A 19,336-nucleotide genomic window follows, 5' to 3' on the forward strand; every position below is an offset into this window, starting at 1 on the left:
GTAGAGAGGTAGCCAGCTACCTCTTTAGCCATTAAAAAGTAAAGCGATTGGTGAAAATTGATTTATTTAGAGTAAAAATTGTATGAATTTAAAATAAACAAAATGGGGTTGAATTGGTTTTAGGATTAAAGTAGGCACTATTTTCCAGCAGATTAAAGCCATTTATTTGTGGATAAAATGTTGAAAAAGCCAAAATTTAAAGCTCATTATTTAGTAAAAAATGTCGAAAAAGAAACAGTTTTTTTCTTATCAGAAAGAGGCTCATTTTGGATTCACGACAACCTATGTAAACGGCTAAGCCCTTGGCTGGATGGAAATTATACTCTTGAGGATATCGTTGATAAAATTCAACAAGAATTATTACCAGAAGATGCATCATTAGAAGAAGCTGTTACCTTTTTTCAGGATGTTCTCAATGTCAGTATTAAAGGTCGCTATGCCCTGATGCAAATGGCTGAGAAGGGCTACATTGTAGAAAGCAATGATCCCCTGCCCTCTGATTTAACCATCTTCTGCGACCATTTGCAGATCGATCCCCAGGAAGCCTACCGTCGTTTACAAAGGACGAAAGTAGCGGTAAAAAGCTTTGGGGATAATCTGCCAACATCGGAATTCATTTCCACTCTGGAATCCCTGGGCATTCAAGTTTCTGAAGACGGCGATATCGAAGTCATTTTAACCAATGACTACCTCCAAGAAGAACTAGATAGTTTAAATCAAAAAGCCTTAGAGCGATCGCGCCCTTGGATGCTGGTTAAACCTGTGGGGACAATCCTTTGGCTAGGTCCCCTATTTTATCCTAGAAAAACTGGGTGCTGGGACTGTCTAGCGCAACGATTGCGAGGGAACAGACCCGTTGCCGAGTTTATCCAAAAACATCATGATATTTCCCATGGCTTAATCCCGCCACTTGGCTCCCTTCCCGCCACCTTACAAACGGGGTTGGGAATGGCAGCAACTGAACTGTTTAAATGGATTGTCCAGGGAGAGAATAAACGATTAGAAGGCGTGTTAGTCACCCATGATACTCTCTCTCTAGAAACCCAAAATCATCCTCTAGTTAAGCGTCCCCAATGTCCCAGTTGTGGTGTAATCTTAAATCGGTTTCAGGGCAAACCCTTGCCCATTGTCCTGGGACACCGCAAAAAAACATTCATCATAGACGGCGGACATCGTTGTTGTTCTCCCGAAGAAACCCTGAGAAACCATCAACACCAGATTAGTCCCCTAACCGGAATAGTACGAGAACTCCGCAAACTCGACCAAGGGTCAGATGGTTTGATCCATACCTATTTGGCTCGGCATCATTTTGCCACAATGTTTGATGATTTGAACGCCTTACGCCAAAATATTGGAGGTAGAAGTGCAGGGAAAGGTCGAACCGATATCCAAGCCCGGGCAAGTGCGTTTGGCGAAGCGATTGAACGGTATTCTGGCGTGTTTCAAGGAGACGAAATCCGGCAAACATCTAGTTACCAAAAACTGGGAGATAAAGCGATTCATCCCAATGCCTGTATGAATTTTAGCCAACAGCAATACGACAACCGCCAGGAATGGAATCAGCGCTGTTCGGGTTGGTTTCAAAGGGTTCCAGAACCCTTTGACGAAGAACGAGAAATTGAGTGGACTCCAGTTTGGTCATTAACCAATCAAGGGTTTAAATATCTGCCCACGGCTTACTGTTATTATGGCTATCCTAAACCGGAAAAACCCGATTGTTGGGCGGACTCAAATGGCTGTGCCGCTGGGAATACGATAGAAGAAGCGATTTTGCAAGGGTTTATGGAGTTGGTGGAGCGGGATTGTGTCGCCTTGTGGTGGTACAACCAGATCAATAGACCCCAGGTTAATTTAGACAGTTTCCATCAGCCTTATTTTAACCAGCTTCAGGAGTATTACCAAACCCTGCATCGTGAACTCTGGGTTCTGGATATTACCAATGATCTGGGTATTCCCACTTTTGCCGCTATTACTCGCCGCCTAGATAGGGAAGTCGAAGATATTGTTTTAGGTTACGGTGCTCATTTTGACCCGACGCTGGCGATTCAAAGAGCCTTAACCGAACTTAACCAAATCCTACCTGGGGTTTTAGCGGCGAATCCTGATGGCAGTACCCAGTATCCGGCGGCGGCTGATCCTTTGGCTGTAAACTGGTGGAAAACGGCGACAATAGAAAATCAGTCTTATCTAGTTCCTGATCAACAAGTGGCGGCAAAAGTATGGCTGGATTATCCCCACATTAGCAGTGATGATCTGCTAGAGGATATTATCACCTGTCAGAAAATTGTAGAGCAACAGGGTATGGAAATGCTGGTACTGGATCAAACTCGTCCTGATATCGGACTCAAAGTTGTCAAAGTGATTGTTCCAGGAATGCGCCACTGGTGGAAACGCTTAGGTTCAGGACGACTTTATCAGGTTCCTGTGCAATTGGGTTGGTTACCAGAACCGCTTCCGGAAAATCAGCTTAACCCTTTTCCGATGTGGATGTAATGTAAATTACCGATAGAGGCTTATGTTTAACGGATATAAAATCGTTGATGTCGATTCTCATATAACCGAACCCCCAGATATGTGGGCGAAGTACCTGGAACCTGCATTTAAAAGCTTTGCACCTTCCCCGGACATGAAAATTAAGGGTGAAGCTATTATTAATAAGATATCGGATCAGTTTCGCCGCGAAGCGACACAGCAAATGATGGAGACGCATCCGATGGCTGTACTCAATGGTTTTGACTCAGAATCTCATGTCCGAGCCATGAAACAGATGGGGGTTGATGTCTCGTTTGTGTACCCAAACTCCGGACTGTGGGTTTTTGGAGTTGATACGATGAAACCACAACTGGCTGGAGCTTTTACCCGCGCCTATAATAATTGGTTACGAGATTTTTGTAGTTATGATCCGCAAATTCTTCAAGGTGTGGGAGCGATCAATCTTCATGCTCCTGAAGCCATGGTATCAGAACTCGATCTCATCGCCAAGTTTGGCTGGAAAGCTGTCTTTTTGCACCCCACCCCAATCAAGGGGCGACTGTTAAGTGATCCCGCCTACGAGCCGTTTTGGACGAAATGTGAAGAATTAGGAATAGCTGTCGGTTTACATGGGGCGGCTCATAGTCGCCTGTCGGTGACGGGAGTCGATCGATTTAACACGGAATTTGCCATACACGCCTGCTCTCATCCTATGGAACAGATGATGGCAATGTTGGCTCTGATTGAAGGTGGCGTGTTAGAGCGCCATCCTCATCTCAAAGTAGGGTTTCTAGAGTCAGGTTGTGGTTGGCTCCCCTACTGGCTATGGCGACTGGATGAAGAATATGAGAACCTGCACTGGGAGGTACAAGATAATGTGAAGATGAAGCCATCGGAGTATTTTCGTCGCCAGTGCTTTGTGGCGATGGAGCCTTCTGAACCTTATCTGGATTGGGTGATTCAGTCTATCGGCTCCGACAACCTGCTGTTTGGTACGGATTACCCTCATGTAGATCATCAGATGGACATTGTGGAGAAAATGCTGGTGCTGGAGGAGCGACTATCCCAGAAAACCCTCAAGAAGATCCTCTGGGATAACCCCGTTCGGTTTTACGGACTAGAATAAGAAAATCTGTATAACTACAGGTGAGGGTGCGTTAAGCTGTTGCTGACGCACCTTATTTTATAACGTCTATATTGTCCCTTAACAAGCACACATCGGCTGAAATTATCACTCACAATGAATACCCTAACTGGTTACCAAATTATCGCCCAACTCTACGAAAGCGCTAATTCCTTAGTTTATCGAGCTATCCGCGATCGCGCTCGTCAACCCTTGATTCTTAAGATTCTTAAAGCCGATTATCCCACTCCAGAAGAATTGACCCGATATAAACAAGAATATGAAATTACCCGTTCTCTGAATCAGCCCGGTGTGGTGAAAGCCTATGACTTACAGCGATATCAGAATAGTCTCGTCATGCTCTTGGAGGATTTTGGCGGTGACTCCTTAAAGTTATTGATGAGAGAGCGCCAGTTTCCACTAGACGAATTCTTGACTATTGCCATTAAGATAGCTGAGAGTTTGGGCGCGATTCATGCTGCTAATATCATCCACAAGGATATTAACCCCTCTAATATTGTTTATAACCCCAAAACGGGACAGATCAAAATTATCGATTTTGGGATTTCTACGATTTTATCGCAAGAGAACCCCACAATCCGTAATGCCGATCACTTAGAGGGAACGTTAACCTATATTTCTCCGGAGCAAACCGGGAGAATGAACCGATCCATTGATTACCGCACAGATTTTTATTCCCTGGGTGTTACGTTCTATGAACTGCTGACTCATCAACTCCCCTTTGAAAAAAAGGATGCCATGGAATTGGTACATTGTCATATTGCTAAGCAACCAGTACCACCCGATCTTCTGGACAGGGGAACGGGTGTACAGGGGAGCACAGGTGCAGGGAAAATACCGAAAGCGGTTTCAGATATTGTCATGAAACTGATGGCAAAAACGGCAGAGGAGCGCTATCAAAGTGCCTGGGGACTAAAAGCCGATTTAGAAACCTGTTGGCATCAACTACGAACGAGCGGTGAAATTTCCCAGTTTTCTCTCGGTCAACAGGATATTTCCGATAAGTTTCAAATCCCGCAAAAACTCTATGGTAGGGAGGCGGAAATTCACCAACTTTTAGACACCTTTGAGCGAGTCAGTCAAGGGGCGACTGAGTTGATCCTGGTGGCGGGTTATTCCGGTATCGGTAAGTCAGCGTTAGTGCATGAAGTGCAAAAGCCGATTGTCCGACAGCGAGGCTATTTTATTTCCGGTAAGTTTGACCAGTTTAAACGCAATATTCCCTATGCTTCTTTGATTCAAGCGTTTCAGGAATTAATTCGCCAGCTTTTGACAGAAAGTGAAACCCAAATTAAAACCTGGAAGCAGAAGCTGTTAGATGCCCTAGGGAGTAATGGTCAAGTGATCATTGATGTCATTCCTGAAGTCGAACGGATTATTGGCAAACAACCGTCAGTGCCTCAGTTAGGTGCAACAGAATCCCAAACCCGTTTTAACTTAGTTTTTCAAAATTTTATTGGCGTTTTTACGAACAAAGAACACCCTCTGGTTATTTTTCTCGATGATTTACAGTGGTCAGATTCAGCCTCATTGAAGCTAATTGAGTTGCTGATCAATGACCCGGATAGCCAATATCTCTTGATGATTGGTGCCTATCGAGATAATGAAGTGAGTTCCACTCATCCGCTGATGGTGATCTGGGAAAAGATCAAAAAAATGGGGGCAAAAGTAAGTATTCTTACCCTTTCTCCTTTACAGGTTGCTCATGTCAACCAGTTGATTAGCGACACCCTTAACTGCTTGCCCAAACGGTCAATACCTCTGGCTGAGATACTGGCAAATAAAACCAACGGCAATCCATTTTTCTTAACGCAGTTACTTAAGTCTCTATACCATAAAAAATTATTTTCTTATGAGTTAATTCGGGATTGCTGGCAGTGGGATATTGAGCAAATTCGCGGCGTGGAGATAACGGATAATGTTGTTGAATTAATGATTGAGAAAATTAAAACCTTTGATGATCCTACGCAAACGGTATTGAAGTTAGCCGCCTGTATTGGCAATAAATTTAATTTAGGTGTTCTCTCTATTGTCCATAGAAAATCATTGTCAGAAACAGCAAAAGATCTTTGGGCAGCCGTTCAGGAAGGCTTGATTGTGCCTCTAAGTAAGGAGTACAAAATTCCTCTGCTTTGGCAAGACAATCATGAGTTGAATAGAGAGTATGAAGACTTATCTGCTATCCGCTACCCGGATATATCCTCCATCTCTTATAAATTTTTGCATGACCGAGTTCAACAAGCCGCTTATGCATTGATTCCAGAAGCCCAGAAAAAAGCAGTTCATTTAGAAGTGGGTAAATTATTGCTGGAGAATACCAAGCGAGAGGACTTAGAAGAAAAGATTTTTGATATCGTTAATTCATTAAATATCGGTGCTGAGTTGATTCATAATCAGGCAGAACGGAATAATTTAGCCCAATTAAATTTAATGGCTGGAAAAAAAGCCAAGGCGGCGGCGGCTTATGAGTCGGCTTTAAGTTATTTAGAGATGGGGCGAGGACTGCTCGCAGCCGATAGCTGGACGAATTACTATGACTTAACGTTGGCACTTTATATAGAAACAATGGAAGCGAAAGTCGTTAATACCCAGTTTGAAGCCGCCCAAAAGCTTTCTAGGATTGTGCTGCAACAAGCCAAAACACTTCTCGATCAAGTTAAGGTGTATGAGCTAATCATTCAATCCTATCATGCTCAACTTCAGTTGCAGTCCGAGATAGATACAGCGCTTGAAGTTTTGGCAAAACTGGGAATACGTTTGCCCAAAGAACCAAGCCAACAGATGATTCAAGATGAACAGAGAGCCATAGAATTACTATTAGCTAATAGGCAGATTGAAGACTTAGTAAATCTACCAGAGATGACCGATCCCGATAAACTTGCCGCCATAGGAATTTTAATCGTTGTCACCGATGCTGTAATTATTACCAAACCTCTATTGTATCCGCTGATAACCTTAACATCAGTCAAGCTCTGTATTGAATATGGCAATTCTCCTTTAGCGGCTGGTGTCTATATTTTCTATGCTCAGCTTCTCTGTGGCGCGATGAAAGATATTGATACTGGATATCGGTTTGGGCAATTGTCCTTAAGCTTGTTGGAAAAATTTAATGTTCGAGAACTTAAAGCACTAATCATCCATTACAGTAATGGATTTGTGCGCCATTGGCAAGATTCGTTTCGGGCAATAGAACTTGAACAAATGCAGGAAGGCGTTCATATCGCCCTAGAAGTGGGTGACCTAACCAGCGCTTGTTATAATGCCGTCAGCTATTGTCTATTTGCCATATTTTCGGGTAGGAATTTAGCAGAGTATGAATCTAAATATATCGAGTATCATGATTTGATTGTTAGACTCAAACAAAACTATTCTATCTATTACATCAAAGCCTCGATCAAAATTGGCTTAGGCTTTTTAGAAGAAGACAAACGTAAATGGGGAACCATTTTAAGCCCTTCCCATCAAGAGGATGAGGCTTTATTGCAAGAATGGATTCAGAGTGAGAATCACTGGCTAATTTTTATTACCTGTTTAGCAAAAACCGTTTTGTTTTATGGCTTCAATCAATACAATCAGGCATTAAAAGCGGCAGAACAGGGTGACCCTTATGGCGAAAGTTCATCCGCCTATTTAGTTTATCCTCAACATATTTTCTACTATTCTCTGACGATTTTGGCGCTTTGTCTTCAATCTGACGAATCGGCAAAACAAGAAAAACTGAAAAAAGTTTTATCCAATCAAGCCCAGTTAAAAAAATGGGCGGAACAGGCTCCAGCTAACTATCATCACAAATACGAACTCGTGGAAGCGGAAAAAGCGCGAGTTTTGGGTCAACAAATCCTAGCCATGGAGCGTTATGATTGTGCGATTCGTGGTGCTAGGGAACAAGGGTTCATCCACGAAGAAGCCATCGCTTATGAACGCGCGGCGGAGTTCTATTTCTCCCTAGGTAGAGACGAGATAGGTCAACTCTACCTGAAAAATGCCCACCATTGTTATACGCGCTGGGGGGCTAAGGCTAAAGTCAAAGCCTTGGAAGCAGAATATCCGCAAATTTTAGTCGGTTCAACCCATCGAACTGATGGTAAAGGGATTAGCACCCGAATTTCTACATCGGGGGGTGATGCTCAAGCCTTGGATTTGTCAACGGTGATGAAAGCCTCGCAAACCCTTACCAGTGAAATTGTGCTGGATAATTTACTCGCCAAACTAATGAACATTGCGATTGAAAATGCAGGCGCACAAAAAGGGTTTCTGATTTTACAATCCCAAATTGAGCCAGGAACTAAGCAAGGGAAATGGGTAATTGAAGCCGAAGGTGTAGTGGATTCACAAGCTCTTAATATTTTGCGATCGCGTCCTGTAGATGCTGTTAATCCTGACACCCAGTTACCCCTGCTGTCAACCGCTATCATCAATTACGTGATTCACACTCAGGATAATGTTGTCTTAAATGACGCCACTCATGAAGGACAATTTACCCGTGATCCCTATATTGTCGCCACTCACCCCAAATCCATTCTCTGTACACCCCTACTCAATCAAGGCAAACTTACAGGTATTCTTTACTTAGAAAATAACCTTACCACCGACGCCTTTACACCAGAGCGAGTCGAAACCTTAAAAATTCTGTCCGCCCAAGCCGCTATCTCCATCGAAAATTCCCGCCTCTATCAACAACTAGAAGCCTATAGCCGCAATCTAGAAATTAAAGTTGATGAGAGAACCGAGGAACTCAAAGAGAAAAACCAGGAACTCTCAGCCACACTGAAAAAACTCAAAGCCACTCAAGATCAAATTATCGCCCAAGAAAAACTCGCCTCCCTCGGCGCGTTAACCGCAGGGATTGCCCATGAAATTAAAAATCCCTTAAACTTTGTCAATAACTTCGCTGAACTTTCTGCTGAGTTAGCCGAAGAACTCTTAGAAGAACTCGATAGTCAAAAAGAACGATTAGACCCGGAAAGCACTGAATATATTCAAGAAATTCTCACTGACTTAGGACAAAACGTTAAAAAAATTAACAAACATGGCAAACGCGCCGACAATATCGTGCGCGGTATGCTGATGCACTCACGGGGTCAAAGTAGCGAACGACAACTCGTCGATATCAACTCACTTCTGGCAGAATATGTTAATTTAGCCTATCACGGTATGCGTGCCAAAGATTCCTCATTCAACATTACCGTTGAAACCCACTATGACCCCAGCATCGGTCAGATTAATATTGTGCCGCAGAACATGAGTCGAGTGTTTCTTAATGTCATCAATAATGCCTGTTATGCTGCCCATGACAAGAAAAAAACCGTTGGCGCAGGATTTAGCCCCACACTCTCAGTTAAAACCAAAAATCTAGGAGATAAAGTCGAAATCCGTATCCGAGATAACGGCAATGGCATCCCCACTGAAATCCGAGATAAAATATTTAATCCTTTTTTTACCACCAAACCAACCGGTCAAGGAACGGGTTTGGGTTTATCCATGAGTCACGATATCATTGTGGGAGAGCATCAAGGGGAGATTCAGGTAGCAACCGAATTGGGCGAGTATAGCGAATTTACGCTTATTTTGCCCAGAAAATAGAGGGCGCAATGTTCCAGACGTGTCATGGCAAGTCTAGAAGGATGTACTGGGAAGCTCGTCGCCTCACTCCATAGAATCAGGTCGCATTCTAATTTTATCCCTTATGTCAACCCGTGTTTATTTAGAGGAATTAATCATGAAAGTCATGGTTGTCGATGATGAAGAAGATATCTTATTTTTATTCCGCCAACGATTTAGAAGAGAAATAAAAAAAGGTGAAATTGAGTTTAAATTTGCTTTTTCAGCACAGGAAGCCCTCGACTATCTAGAAAGTCAAGATAAAAACTGCATTATTTTGATTCTTTCCGATATTAATATGCCCGGAATGAATGGCTTAGAATTACTCAAGATAATCAAAACCAAATTTCCTCACTTAAAAGTTTTTATGATTACAGCTTACGGCGATGACGAAAACTATCGCCTTTCCCTAGAATACGGAGCCGATGATTATATTCATAAGCCCGTTGAATTTGACAAACTTAAAGAAAAAATATTTAATATATCCACAAATTAGCATACTAAACACTAATGCCAGCCAAAATACTGGTGGTCGATGATGAACCCGACTTAGAACCCCTAATTCGCCAAAAATTCAGAAAAAAGATTCGGCAAAAGGAACTCCAGTTTATTTTTGCCCGTAATGGTGTGGACGCTCTCGAAAAGCTTTCATCTGACTCCGATATTGATATGGTTTTAACCGATATTAATATGCCCCAAATGGATGGGCTCGCTTTGCTGATGAAACTGGCAGCGGACTATCCTGTGATTAAAGCTGTGATCCTGTCCGCCTATGGGGATATGGACAATATTAGAGCGGCGATGAACTTGGGGGCGTTTGACTTTCTTACCAAACCGATCAATTTTCAAGACTTAGAAATTACCACCTACAAAACTCTGCAACATGTCCAGCAGATCAAACAGGCGTTAGCCCAGGAAAATTATCTCAAACGTTTAGAAGCAGAAAACCTTCGCCTCAGTACTGAACTCGATATTACCCGACGACTGCAACAAATGCTTTTACCAACGGAGACAGAACTTCGTCAAATTCAGGGGCTGGATATTGCTGGGTATATGCAACCTGCTGATGAGGTAGGGGGAGACTACTACGACGTACTTGAACACAATGGCACAGTAAAAATTGGGATTGGCGATATCACCGGTCATGGGTTAGAAAGCGGTGTCCTTATGCTGATGGTACAAACCGCTGTGCGGACACTGCTAATAAATAACGAGACAAATGCGGTTAACTTCTTGAGTACCCTTAACCAAACGATTTACCAGAACCTGCAACGGATGGGCTGCGACAAGAACTTAAGCCTTGCCTTAATCGACTATCACCAAGGTGTTCTGACGGTTAGTGGACAACATGAACAAATGATTGTGCTACGCTCCAATGGTACGATTGAGCGAATTGATACGATTGATTTAGGCTTCCCGATTGGTTTGGCGGAGACTATTGCTGAGTTTGTGGCTGAAGCGACAGTACAGTTGTATCCAGGAGATGGAGTTGTCCTCTACACCGATGGGATTACTGAGGCTGAAGATATGAATGGGGTGCAATATGGTCTAGAACGGCTTTGTGAGGTTTTAAGAACCAACTGGCACAGCTCAGCGTGTGAGATTAGACAGGCGGTTATTGACCAAGTGTGGCAGCATATTGGAGAGCAGAAAGTCCATGATGATATTACCTTACTTATCCTTAAGCAGCAGTGATTGGTTATTGGTCATTTGTCCTTTGTCCTTTGTCCTTTGCCCTTAAAATTCTTGTACTCCGTTGGGGACGGGCGCGAGTGACATCAGGGTGAAAACCTTCCCGTTAATGGTAAAACCCGCCCCCCAGACGCTTCTTGCATCGCGTCTCTACAGTCCATCCTTATCAGGCAAAAACAATGCCAGCGAAAATACTGGTTGTCGATGATGAACCTGATTTAGAACTTCTAATCCGCCAGAAATTTAGAAAAAAGATCCGGCGTAAGGAACTCCAGTTTATTTTTGCCCGTAACGGTTTGGACGCCTTAGAAAAGCTGCAAACCCAGCCGGATATTGATATGGTTTTAACCGATATTAATATGCCCCAAATGGATGGGTTAACCTTACTCACGCGCCTCGCCCAAAACTATCCCACCACCAAAGCCGTTATTCTTTCTGCTTATGGGGATATGGAAAATATCCGCAAAGCTATGAATCTGGGGGCGTTTGACTTCCTGACTAAACCCATTGATTTCCAAGATTTAGAAATTACCACCCATAAAACCCTCCAGCATGTGCAACAGATTAAAGCCGCGCAACAGCAGGAGCGTTTGGCACAACGGGCGCAAGCTGACTTATTAGAAAATCTACGCCAAGAAGTGATTGAGCGCCAGCGAGTCCAAGAGGCGATGCGTGCGAGTGAGAGACAGTTGGCGCAATTTTTGGAAGCTGTACCTGTGGGTTTATTTGTAATTGATGCCAATGGTCAACCCTACTATGCTAACCAGACAGGACAGCAATTACTGGGAAAAGGAGTGGTATCCAAACACCCATCCGAACAACTCGCTGCAATTTATCACGTCTATCTGGCGGGAACAGAACAAGTCTATCCCAGTCATCGTGATCCAATTTTACGGGCGCTTATGGGTGAACAAGCGACGGTTGATGACATGGAAATCCGTCAGGGCGATAGGATTATCCCTTTGGAGGTTTGGGCAACTCCCATTTTTGATCACCAGGGTAATGTTATCTATGCTATTGCCGCTTTTCAAGATATCAGTCCCCACAAGCAAGCCGAAGCCGAACGGCTTCAGTTTACCCAAACCTTGGAACAAAAGCATGCGGCGTTGCAGCGCCTGGATCAACTCAAAGATGAGTTTTTAGCCAATACCTCCCATGAACTGCGTACCCCTCTCAATGGCATTATTGGTATTGCTGAATCCCTCATCGACGGGGCGGCTGGTCCTTTGTCTCAGGTGCAAATGGCGAATCTGGCAATGGTTGTTTCCAGTGGTAAGCGCCTCCAAAGTCTGATTAATGATATTTTGGATTTCGCCAAACTGAAAAACCACGATATCGAATTGCACCGCAAGTCTGTGGACTTTCGCCAAATCACCGAAGTGGTGCTTACCCTGTCTCGCCCCCTGATTAGGGGCAAATCTCTAGAGTTGAAAAATGAGATACCTGAAAATTTCCCCGGAATCGATGGAGACGAGAATCGGTTGCAACAAATTATGTACAATCTGGTGGGAAATGCGATTAAGTTTACCGAATCGGGTTCCGTTACAGTGTCAGCAACCCAGAAGCAGGATAGGGCAGAAGTGACGGTGGCTGATACAGGGATTGGTATTGCCCCGGATAAGTTTGAAGATATCTTTAAATCCTTTGAGCAACTTGACGCCTCTGTATCCCGTCCATACAGGGGTACAGGATTGGGATTAAGTATTACTAAACAACTCATTGAACTCCACGGAGGAACCATTCGCGTTGAATCAGAATTGGGTCAAGGTTCGCGATTTATTTTCACACTTCCCATCAGTTCCCAACCGATTAAACCCTCATCAGAATACAGTACAGAAATCACCAAAGTGCGGGACTATAGCACCTTATTCCCCAGCGAACCTTTACCACGGGTTTCTAAAACTGGCGAATTCACGATTTTAGTTGTAGACGACGAACCGATTAATTTGCAGGTTGTTACCAATCACCTATCTGTCCACAATTATGCCATTGTTCAAGCAACCAATGGTATAGAGGCTTTAGCCAAAATTGAGCGGGGGTTTAAGCCGGATTTGGTGATTCTGGATATTATGATGCCCAGGATGTCGGGCTACGAAGTTTGCCAAAAAATCCGCCAACGCTTTCCTGCTAATGAAATGCCAATTATTATGTTGACAGCGAAGGAGCAAGTCTCGGATTTGGTGGAAGGCTTGAGTGTGGGGGCGAATGATTATTTAACTAAACCTATTTCTAAACATGAACTGATTGCCCGGATTAAAACCCATCTTTATCTGTCGAAAATTAATAGTGCTTACGGGCGCTTTGTCCCTCACGAATTCCTGCGTTTTTTGGGGTATGAAAGTATTGTGGATGTGCGGTTGGGGGATCAGGTTCAGCAGGAGATGTCAATTCTATTTGCGGATATTCGTAACTTTACCACGCTCTCGGAGAGTATGTCTCCTCAAGAGAACTTTAATTTTCTCAATTCTTATTTGAAACAAGTCGGACCGATTATCCGTAAACATCAGGGTTTTATTGATAAATACATTGGTGACGCAATCATGGCGCTGTTTCCCGCAACCGCCGATGATGGCTTACAAGCGGCGATTGAAATCCAGCAACAAGTGACACGCTATAATCGCGATCGCGAAAAGGCGGGTTATCCGGCGATTACCATTGGTATTGGCTTGCATACGGGTAGTTTGATGCTGGGGACGATTGGAGAACAGCAACGGATGGAAAGTACAGTGATTTCCGATACGGTTAACTTGGCGTCACGTCTAGAAGATTTGACTAAAGTCTATGGGGCATCGATTTTAATTAGTGGTTATACTTTATTTTGTCTAGAAGATCAAAATCAATATCACTATCGATTTATCGGTCAAGTGCAAGTTAAAGGCAAAAAGCATTTGGTTCCGGTCTTTGAAGTTTTTGATTCGGAACCTGATTTTGTAATTCAATTAAAAGAAAAAACGAAAACTAAATTTGAAGAAGGAATTGTTAGGTTTTATCAAAACAAAATTGATTTAGCCGTGGCAATTTTTCAAGATATTCTAGCCATTAATCATCACGATAGAGCGGCACTTAATTACCTTAGACTCTGTGAAATGACAAGACCAAAATAGCGTCATAGTGTTCGAGAAGCAACAGAGAGCGCATTCCCGAGTTAGAGAGGAATCAGTTCGGGGAAATTAACCAACAGTTGTTCATCTGTCAATTGATCGCCAAATTGAGCCGGCGAAAAGTGAACTTGAATGGCTCGCAAGCGTTCCTGATAATGGAGATTAATTAAAGCTTTGAGACCCTCTTCTAGTGCCTCTATATCCGCCAGATTGGTTTCTAGTTCCGGCACTTCCCCCTCAAATGCCATAGTAATCATCACAATTAAATTACGAGTGACCGGCAAAGATAGGGGTTCATCCTCCGATGAATATCCATTAAAGTCAGGCTCACTCAAATACCGTTGGGCAGAGTCGGTAAATAACTCACTCACATAATCTCCCGCCTCCCCTTCATTCCAAAATACATTCCCTTCATTAGCAGCCGATTGCCAATAGGTGTTGTACTGTAAGAGGTTTTGGCAAATATCGACCAGGCTTTCTCCCAGAACCCCCAAATCTCCATCGGATTCTACCGCATCTCGCGCCGCCTGATTGAGGACTCCCAATAACGGCGCGACTTCTTTGCCGGTTAAATGAACAAACAACCGACAGACGACTAAGCGGGTTTTGCCACTCAGTTTATTCAAGCGATCGCGCCAAGAACTCATGTACTTCTCCTCTACTTGCTCAGGATGGCAATCAATTATAGTCCTCAACGGAGCAAACAAACAGGAGTCACGTTTCTCGAAAAGGCGGCACCCAGATTCGAACTGGGGGTAAAGGCTTTGCAGGCCCCTGCCTTACCACTTGGCGATGCCGCCCGATTAGACGTAGCATGCTACGTCTCTACAATAGGGATTATAGCCTATCTCATGAGTATGTGTCTGTTTTGCGGTGGAATTCTTTTTGCCTTTGCAAGACGTTAAGTATTTTAGAGGAGTGAAGCTATTTTGTCCATTCCCCGCTAGGCTGAGAATAAGAGCTAACGCTACAGTGGCGATCGCTACCTCTATCCATGCTATTCAACCTGCTCAACCTGCCCTACTGGATTTTCTTAGGGATGGGAGTTCTCCTATTTCTCGTTGTGATTGTCTCCGGTGGCGGTGATGATGATTTTGATTTTGATGTAGATGCTGATGCGGACATCGATGTGGATACCGGTGGCGATTTTGCCATGGGATCAATGTTCGGTTTACTTGGTGTGGGTAAAGTTCCCCTAATTTTGCTCTTAGCAACCGACTGTAGTCTGGTGGGGCTTTTCGGTTGGATGATTAATGTGGCGATCGCAAATGTCACGGGTACGATTCCCACAGGTTTATTGGGCGGTGTCGTCGGCGGTACATCCCTGGTGCTAAGTTTATTCTGCGGTGGCTTAATTTCTCGACCCTTGGGCAAAATTTTCGCCGACTTTGGTGAAGATGCTAGTGGCGATCGCCTAATTGGTTGTCAGGGTACTGTCAGTTCCCGTTCAATTCCCCTGGAAAGTCAAGGCAAAATCGGTCAAGTTGATGTTCTTGATCCCAACGGTAATCTGGTTACGATTAATGCCACTTTGCCTCAATGGGCGAAAATAATTCCCAATCGAGGCAATTACGTTTTAGTTATTGAGCGACAACCGGAAAGCTATCGCGTGATTACCAAAGACAGTTCTGATCAACAGCAGTGGTTGTCCAATTCATCCCAGCTTAAGGATTCACCGTAACGGGTGAATACACAACCGTCTGTGTACGGTTTTGGCAAACTGTGATTTTTTTTACACAAACCCTCAATGTGTATAAGTTCCAGGCTTCAATAAAACCTATAGATTACTAATCGCCAACTACCATGTCACAACCATCTACGTCCTCAACCTCCCAGCCTGTCCCGGTATCATCTACCCTGGCACAACTGCCCAGTGGGATGCTCTTTTTCCCCGGTTTGATTGGCGCACTAATTTTATTGCTTCTCGTGGGCTTATGGTCCTACAAACTGATTTATAAAATTACCCCCAATAATGAAGCATTTGTCAGAACGGGCGGTTTGTTCGTTAAAAAGAAATCCGTTATTCTTTACGGCGGCTGTATCGTTTTGCCCGGATTTCATGAACTGACCCGTGTTCCATTACGCGAAATTTCTATTGATGTGGAACGGACAGGAAATCTAGCCGTTCGTACTCAAGACTATCTGCGGGCAAATATGCGGGCAACCTTTTATGTCTGTATCAATGCCGATAAAGACGATGTGTTAACCGCTGCGGCTCGACTCTCGAAACAAGGAAGGGTTTCGACTGAAGATATTAAAGAAGCCCTAGAAAAACGAGCAGATGATGCGATTAGAGCTGCTGCCAAGAAGCAGAGTTTAACGGAAATTGATTCTGATAAATTAGGGTTTGCTGATGAAGTATTGAATCTGATTCAGCCTGACCTAAAAAAAGTAGGGTTAACCCTGAATAATATCGCCATTTCTGAGATAGAAGAAAGCGATACCTACGATACAAATAACTTCTTCGATGCCCAAGGGGTACGCCTACGAACCGAAACCATTCAACGATCCATCCAACAAAAACGGGAAGTTGAACTGAGTACCCAGGTGAGAATTGAACAGCAGGAACTTGATGCCCAAAAGCAATCCCTGCGAATCGCCAGAGAAAAAGAAGACGCCACTCTGGCGCAACAACTGGAGGTGGAATCCCTAAAATCTCAGCGACAACGGGAAATTCAAGAAGCCAAAGACCGAGAAGCCGCCACCGTACAACGGACGAAAATTTTACAAGATAAATCCGTTGAAGAAGAAGAAATTCGCCGCAAACTCTCGGTTCAAGAAAACCAAATTCAAGCTGATATTACCCTAGAGGAACGGAATAAACAGCTAAAAGTCGCCCAAACATTGCAAAAACAGGAAGCCGAGATTGCCGAAATTACCCGTCAGCAAACCGTTGATTCCTCCCGCCTAGAAGCTCAAGTTCGGGTGGCTGAGGCTGAACGCTTATCACAAGTGGCGAAACAGGAAGCAGCGATTGCGATCGCGAATAAAGAACGGGAACGCTTTGTCTGTGAAGCCGAACGCGCCCAAGCGGAATCCGGTGTGGTTACGGCGACAGAGATTGAAAAAGCGGAACGGGAAAAACGCCTATCGCTGATTTCGGCGGAACAAGAGGCAGAAAAACGGCGGATCGCCGATCAGAACGTCGTTGAAATTGATGTATTCCGCCGTCGTCGTCAAGCGGAAATTGCGCGTCAAGCGGCAGAATTAGAAGCTGAATCCATTCGCACATTAGCCCAAGCGAATCGGGATAAAGCCCTTGCCGAAGCCGAAGGAAAACGGGCAGTCATTGAAGCCGAGAATACCTTGAGTGACTCGAAGTTAAGCGCCCAAGTGTTAACCACAATTTGGCCCGATTTGGTAGACAAACTGCCAGAAATTGCCAAAGCTTTAGCGCCACAGCCAGGAGTTTTAGGAGATACCCGAATTTTCGCGTTCCCAGGTATGAATGGCAGTAATGGTAATGGGAATGGGATGGGTGATATTAACAAACTATTACTCTCGACCAGTGGCTTATCGTTAATCAACACACTTCTGGATGAAGGGAAGCTGGGAACGTTAATTGGTCATGTGAGTCAGTTGATGCGGAATAATCCGAGCCAAAATGGAGGGAATGGCAACCCGACTCCGCCAGAGTTCTTAGCCGAATCGGAGATTCCATTAGTCAAGCGGCAAACCCCGCCATCCCCTCCCCCGTCCAAATCTCCCGGACAACGACAACCCTCTTCCCTATCCACGAAAGTTGTTGAACCGTCTCAGGTTAAGAGTGATCAGGCTTCCACGCCACCGGATCACGTCTCTGGGGCAAAGAGCAAGAGCGAAGATTCCAAAACCCGTCACAATTAAGGCAGGAACTCCAGAAGCAGGACTGTAGGGGCGGGTTTTACTGATAACGTTTTGCCACAAACCGATAACTTGACTCGCGCCCGCCCTTCTAGGGGATCAGAGGAGACATCAGACGATGAGCTTTCTAGAATTCCCTGTTAAGAGTTCCCTGTTAAGAGTTCTCTAACAAACACTAATACATAAGACATAAGACAAAATTTGATACCCTAGCTTAAATAGTCTTGGGAACGAATAGAGAAGCGTGGATATTCAAATTGGGCGAGGTAAGACAGCTCGCAGAGCCTACGGCATCGATGAAATCGCACTAGTCCCCGGACAACGGACGCTAGACCCTAATTTGGCAGACACCCGTTGGCGTTTGGGGAGCATTGAACGAGAAATTCCGATCATTGCCAGTGCGATGGACGGAGTAATCGATGTGCGAATGGCAGTTATGCTATCTCAGATAGGAGCCTTAGGGGTGCTTAACCTTGAAGGCATCCAAACCCGTTATGCTGACCCTGAGCCGATATTAGAGCAAATCACCTCCGTGGGTAAGTCAGAATTCGTTAATCTGATGCAGGATTTGTATGCCGAACCCATTAAACCGGAATTAATCAGCCAGCGAATTCGGGAAATCAAAGACCAAGGTGGGATTGCGGCTGTGAGTGCTACACCAGTAGGCGCGATGAAATACGGTGAAATTGTCGCCTCGGCGGGTGCTGATTTATTCTTCGTACAAGCAACCGTAGTGTCCACGGCTCACTTGTCGCCAGAGTCAGTCACCCCCCTAGATTTAGCCCAGTTCTGCCAGGATATGCCGATGCCCGTGATTTTGGGTAATTGTGTCACTTATGAAGTTGCTCTGAATTTAATGAAAGCTGGTGCGGCGGCTGTTTTAGTGGGAATTGGTCCTGGTGCGGCTTGTACCTCGCGGGGGGTTTTGGGTGTGGGAGTACCTCAGGCGACGGCGGTGGCTGATTGTGCCGCTGCTCGTGATGAGTATCATCAACAAACGGGTAACTATGTGCCAGTCATTGCTGATGGTGGGTTAATTACGGGAGGAGATATCTGTAAATGTATTGCTTGTGGTGCAGATGCGGTGATGATTGGCTCTCCTCTGGCTCGTGCCAAAGAAGCCCCAGGACGAGGGTTTCACTGGGGAATGGCAACCCCTAGCCCAGTTCTGCCCCGAGGAACGCGCATCCAAGTCGGGAGTACGGGAACATTACAGGAAATTCTCATTGGACCGGCGCAACTCGATGACGGCACTCACAATCTTTTAGGTGCCCTGAAAACCAGTATGGGAACCTTGGGCGCTAAGAACTTGAAAGAAATGCAGCAAGTGGAGGTTGTTATTGCGCCATCTCTGCTCACAGAAGGGAAAGTTTACCAGAAAGCGCAGCAGTTGGGAATGGGTAAATAAAACTTGTGGGTTGACGCCTCCCCCAAACCCCACTGATGTGAGTTAACATAGAGAAAGCGGAAGCTAAAAGTTTCC

General features: G+C 44.6%; 10 protein-coding genes and 1 tRNA gene. 9 read left to right on the forward strand and 2 right to left on the reverse strand.

The window, feature by feature from the left end; all coding sequences use genetic code 11:
• Positions 1–177: 177 nt before the first annotated feature.
• The 6 genes from RLO19_RS02340 (at position 178) to RLO19_RS02365 (ending at position 14,013) form a co-directional block, all read left to right on the forward strand.
• On the forward strand, positions 178–2,493 hold the full coding sequence (locus tag RLO19_RS02340) for a TOMM precursor leader peptide-binding protein (RefSeq protein ID WP_446353490.1): 2,316 nt from the start codon (positions 178–180) through the stop codon (positions 2,491–2,493).
• A 22-nt stretch (positions 2,494–2,515) separates the two neighbouring features.
• Positions 2,516–3,598 (forward strand): amidohydrolase family protein, encoded by a 1,083-nt coding sequence (locus RLO19_RS02345; RefSeq protein WP_446353492.1) that lies wholly within the window; start codon positions 2,516–2,518, stop codon positions 3,596–3,598.
• Between the two features lie 114 nt (positions 3,599–3,712).
• Positions 3,713–9,199, forward strand: a complete 5,487-nt coding sequence (locus RLO19_RS02350; protein WP_446353494.1) for a trifunctional serine/threonine-protein kinase/ATP-binding protein/sensor histidine kinase — start codon at positions 3,713–3,715, stop codon at positions 9,197–9,199.
• Positions 9,200–9,335: 136 nt separating this feature from the next.
• Entirely contained in the window at positions 9,336–9,713 is a 378-nt protein-coding gene (locus RLO19_RS02355; protein WP_446353496.1) for a response regulator, read from the forward strand.
• Between the two features lie 14 nt (positions 9,714–9,727).
• Positions 9,728–10,912, forward strand: coding sequence for a PP2C family protein-serine/threonine phosphatase (locus RLO19_RS02360; RefSeq protein ID WP_446353499.1), 1,185 nt, complete (start codon positions 9,728–9,730; stop codon positions 10,910–10,912).
• 176 nt (positions 10,913–11,088) lie between these two features.
• Positions 11,089–14,013, forward strand: a complete 2,925-nt coding sequence (locus tag RLO19_RS02365; RefSeq protein WP_446353501.1) for a response regulator — start codon at positions 11,089–11,091, stop codon at positions 14,011–14,013.
• Between the two features lie 41 nt (positions 14,014–14,054).
• Here RLO19_RS02365 and RLO19_RS02370 read toward each other — a convergent pair whose 3' ends face one another.
• Positions 14,055–14,657, reverse strand: coding sequence for a DUF1517 domain-containing protein (locus tag RLO19_RS02370; protein WP_446353503.1), 603 nt, complete (start codon positions 14,655–14,657; stop codon positions 14,055–14,057).
• An 82-nt stretch (positions 14,658–14,739) separates the two neighbouring features.
• Positions 14,740–14,810 (reverse strand) — tRNA-Cys (locus RLO19_RS02375).
• A 194-nt stretch (positions 14,811–15,004) separates the two neighbouring features.
• On the opposite strand from RLO19_RS02375, the gene RLO19_RS02380 reads away from it, so the two are divergent.
• The 3 genes from RLO19_RS02380 (at position 15,005) to RLO19_RS02390 (ending at position 19,261) form a co-directional block, all read left to right on the forward strand.
• A complete protein-coding gene (locus tag RLO19_RS02380) occupies positions 15,005–15,691 on the forward strand; it encodes a DUF1449 domain-containing protein (protein ID WP_446353505.1) in 687 nt (228 codons plus the stop codon).
• A 122-nt stretch (positions 15,692–15,813) separates the two neighbouring features.
• Positions 15,814–17,856: a flotillin family protein gene (locus RLO19_RS02385; protein ID WP_446353507.1), complete on the forward strand. Its 2,043-nt coding sequence runs from the start codon at positions 15,814–15,816 to the stop codon at positions 17,854–17,856.
• A gap of 241 nt (positions 17,857–18,097) precedes the next feature.
• Complete coding sequence (locus RLO19_RS02390; protein ID WP_446353509.1) at positions 18,098–19,261, forward strand: GuaB3 family IMP dehydrogenase-related protein; 1,164 nt, start codon at positions 18,098–18,100, stop codon at positions 19,259–19,261.
• Positions 19,262–19,336 lie beyond the last annotated feature (75 nt).

Origin of the sequence: Coleofasciculus sp. G2-EDA-02 (assembly GCF_040226375.1) — a bacterium.
Lineage (GTDB): Bacteria > Cyanobacteriota > Cyanobacteriia > Cyanobacteriales > Coleofasciculaceae > Coleofasciculus.

Excerpts from the sequence above, each read along its gene's own strand:
- RLO19_RS02355 (WP_446353496.1), top strand. The coding sequence starts at position 9,336 with ATGAAAGTCATGGTTGTCGATGATGAAGAAGATATCTTATTTTTATTC.
- RLO19_RS02385 (WP_446353507.1), top strand. The coding sequence starts at position 15,814 with ATGTCACAACCATCTACGTCCTCAACCTCCCAGCCTGTCCCGGTATCA.
- RLO19_RS02360 (WP_446353499.1), top strand. The coding sequence starts at position 9,728 with ATGCCAGCCAAAATACTGGTGGTCGATGATGAACCCGACTTAGAACCC.
- RLO19_RS02340 (WP_446353490.1), top strand. The coding sequence starts at position 178 with ATGTTGAAAAAGCCAAAATTTAAAGCTCATTATTTAGTAAAAAATGTC.
- RLO19_RS02380 (WP_446353505.1), top strand. The coding sequence starts at position 15,005 with ATGCTATTCAACCTGCTCAACCTGCCCTACTGGATTTTCTTAGGGATG.
- RLO19_RS02345 (WP_446353492.1), top strand. The coding sequence starts at position 2,516 with ATGTTTAACGGATATAAAATCGTTGATGTCGATTCTCATATAACCGAA.
- RLO19_RS02370 (WP_446353503.1), bottom strand. The coding sequence starts at position 14,657 with ATGAGTTCTTGGCGCGATCGCTTGAATAAACTGAGTGGCAAAACCCGC.
- RLO19_RS02350 (WP_446353494.1), top strand. The coding sequence starts at position 3,713 with ATGAATACCCTAACTGGTTACCAAATTATCGCCCAACTCTACGAAAGC.
- RLO19_RS02365 (WP_446353501.1), top strand. The coding sequence starts at position 11,089 with ATGCCAGCGAAAATACTGGTTGTCGATGATGAACCTGATTTAGAACTT.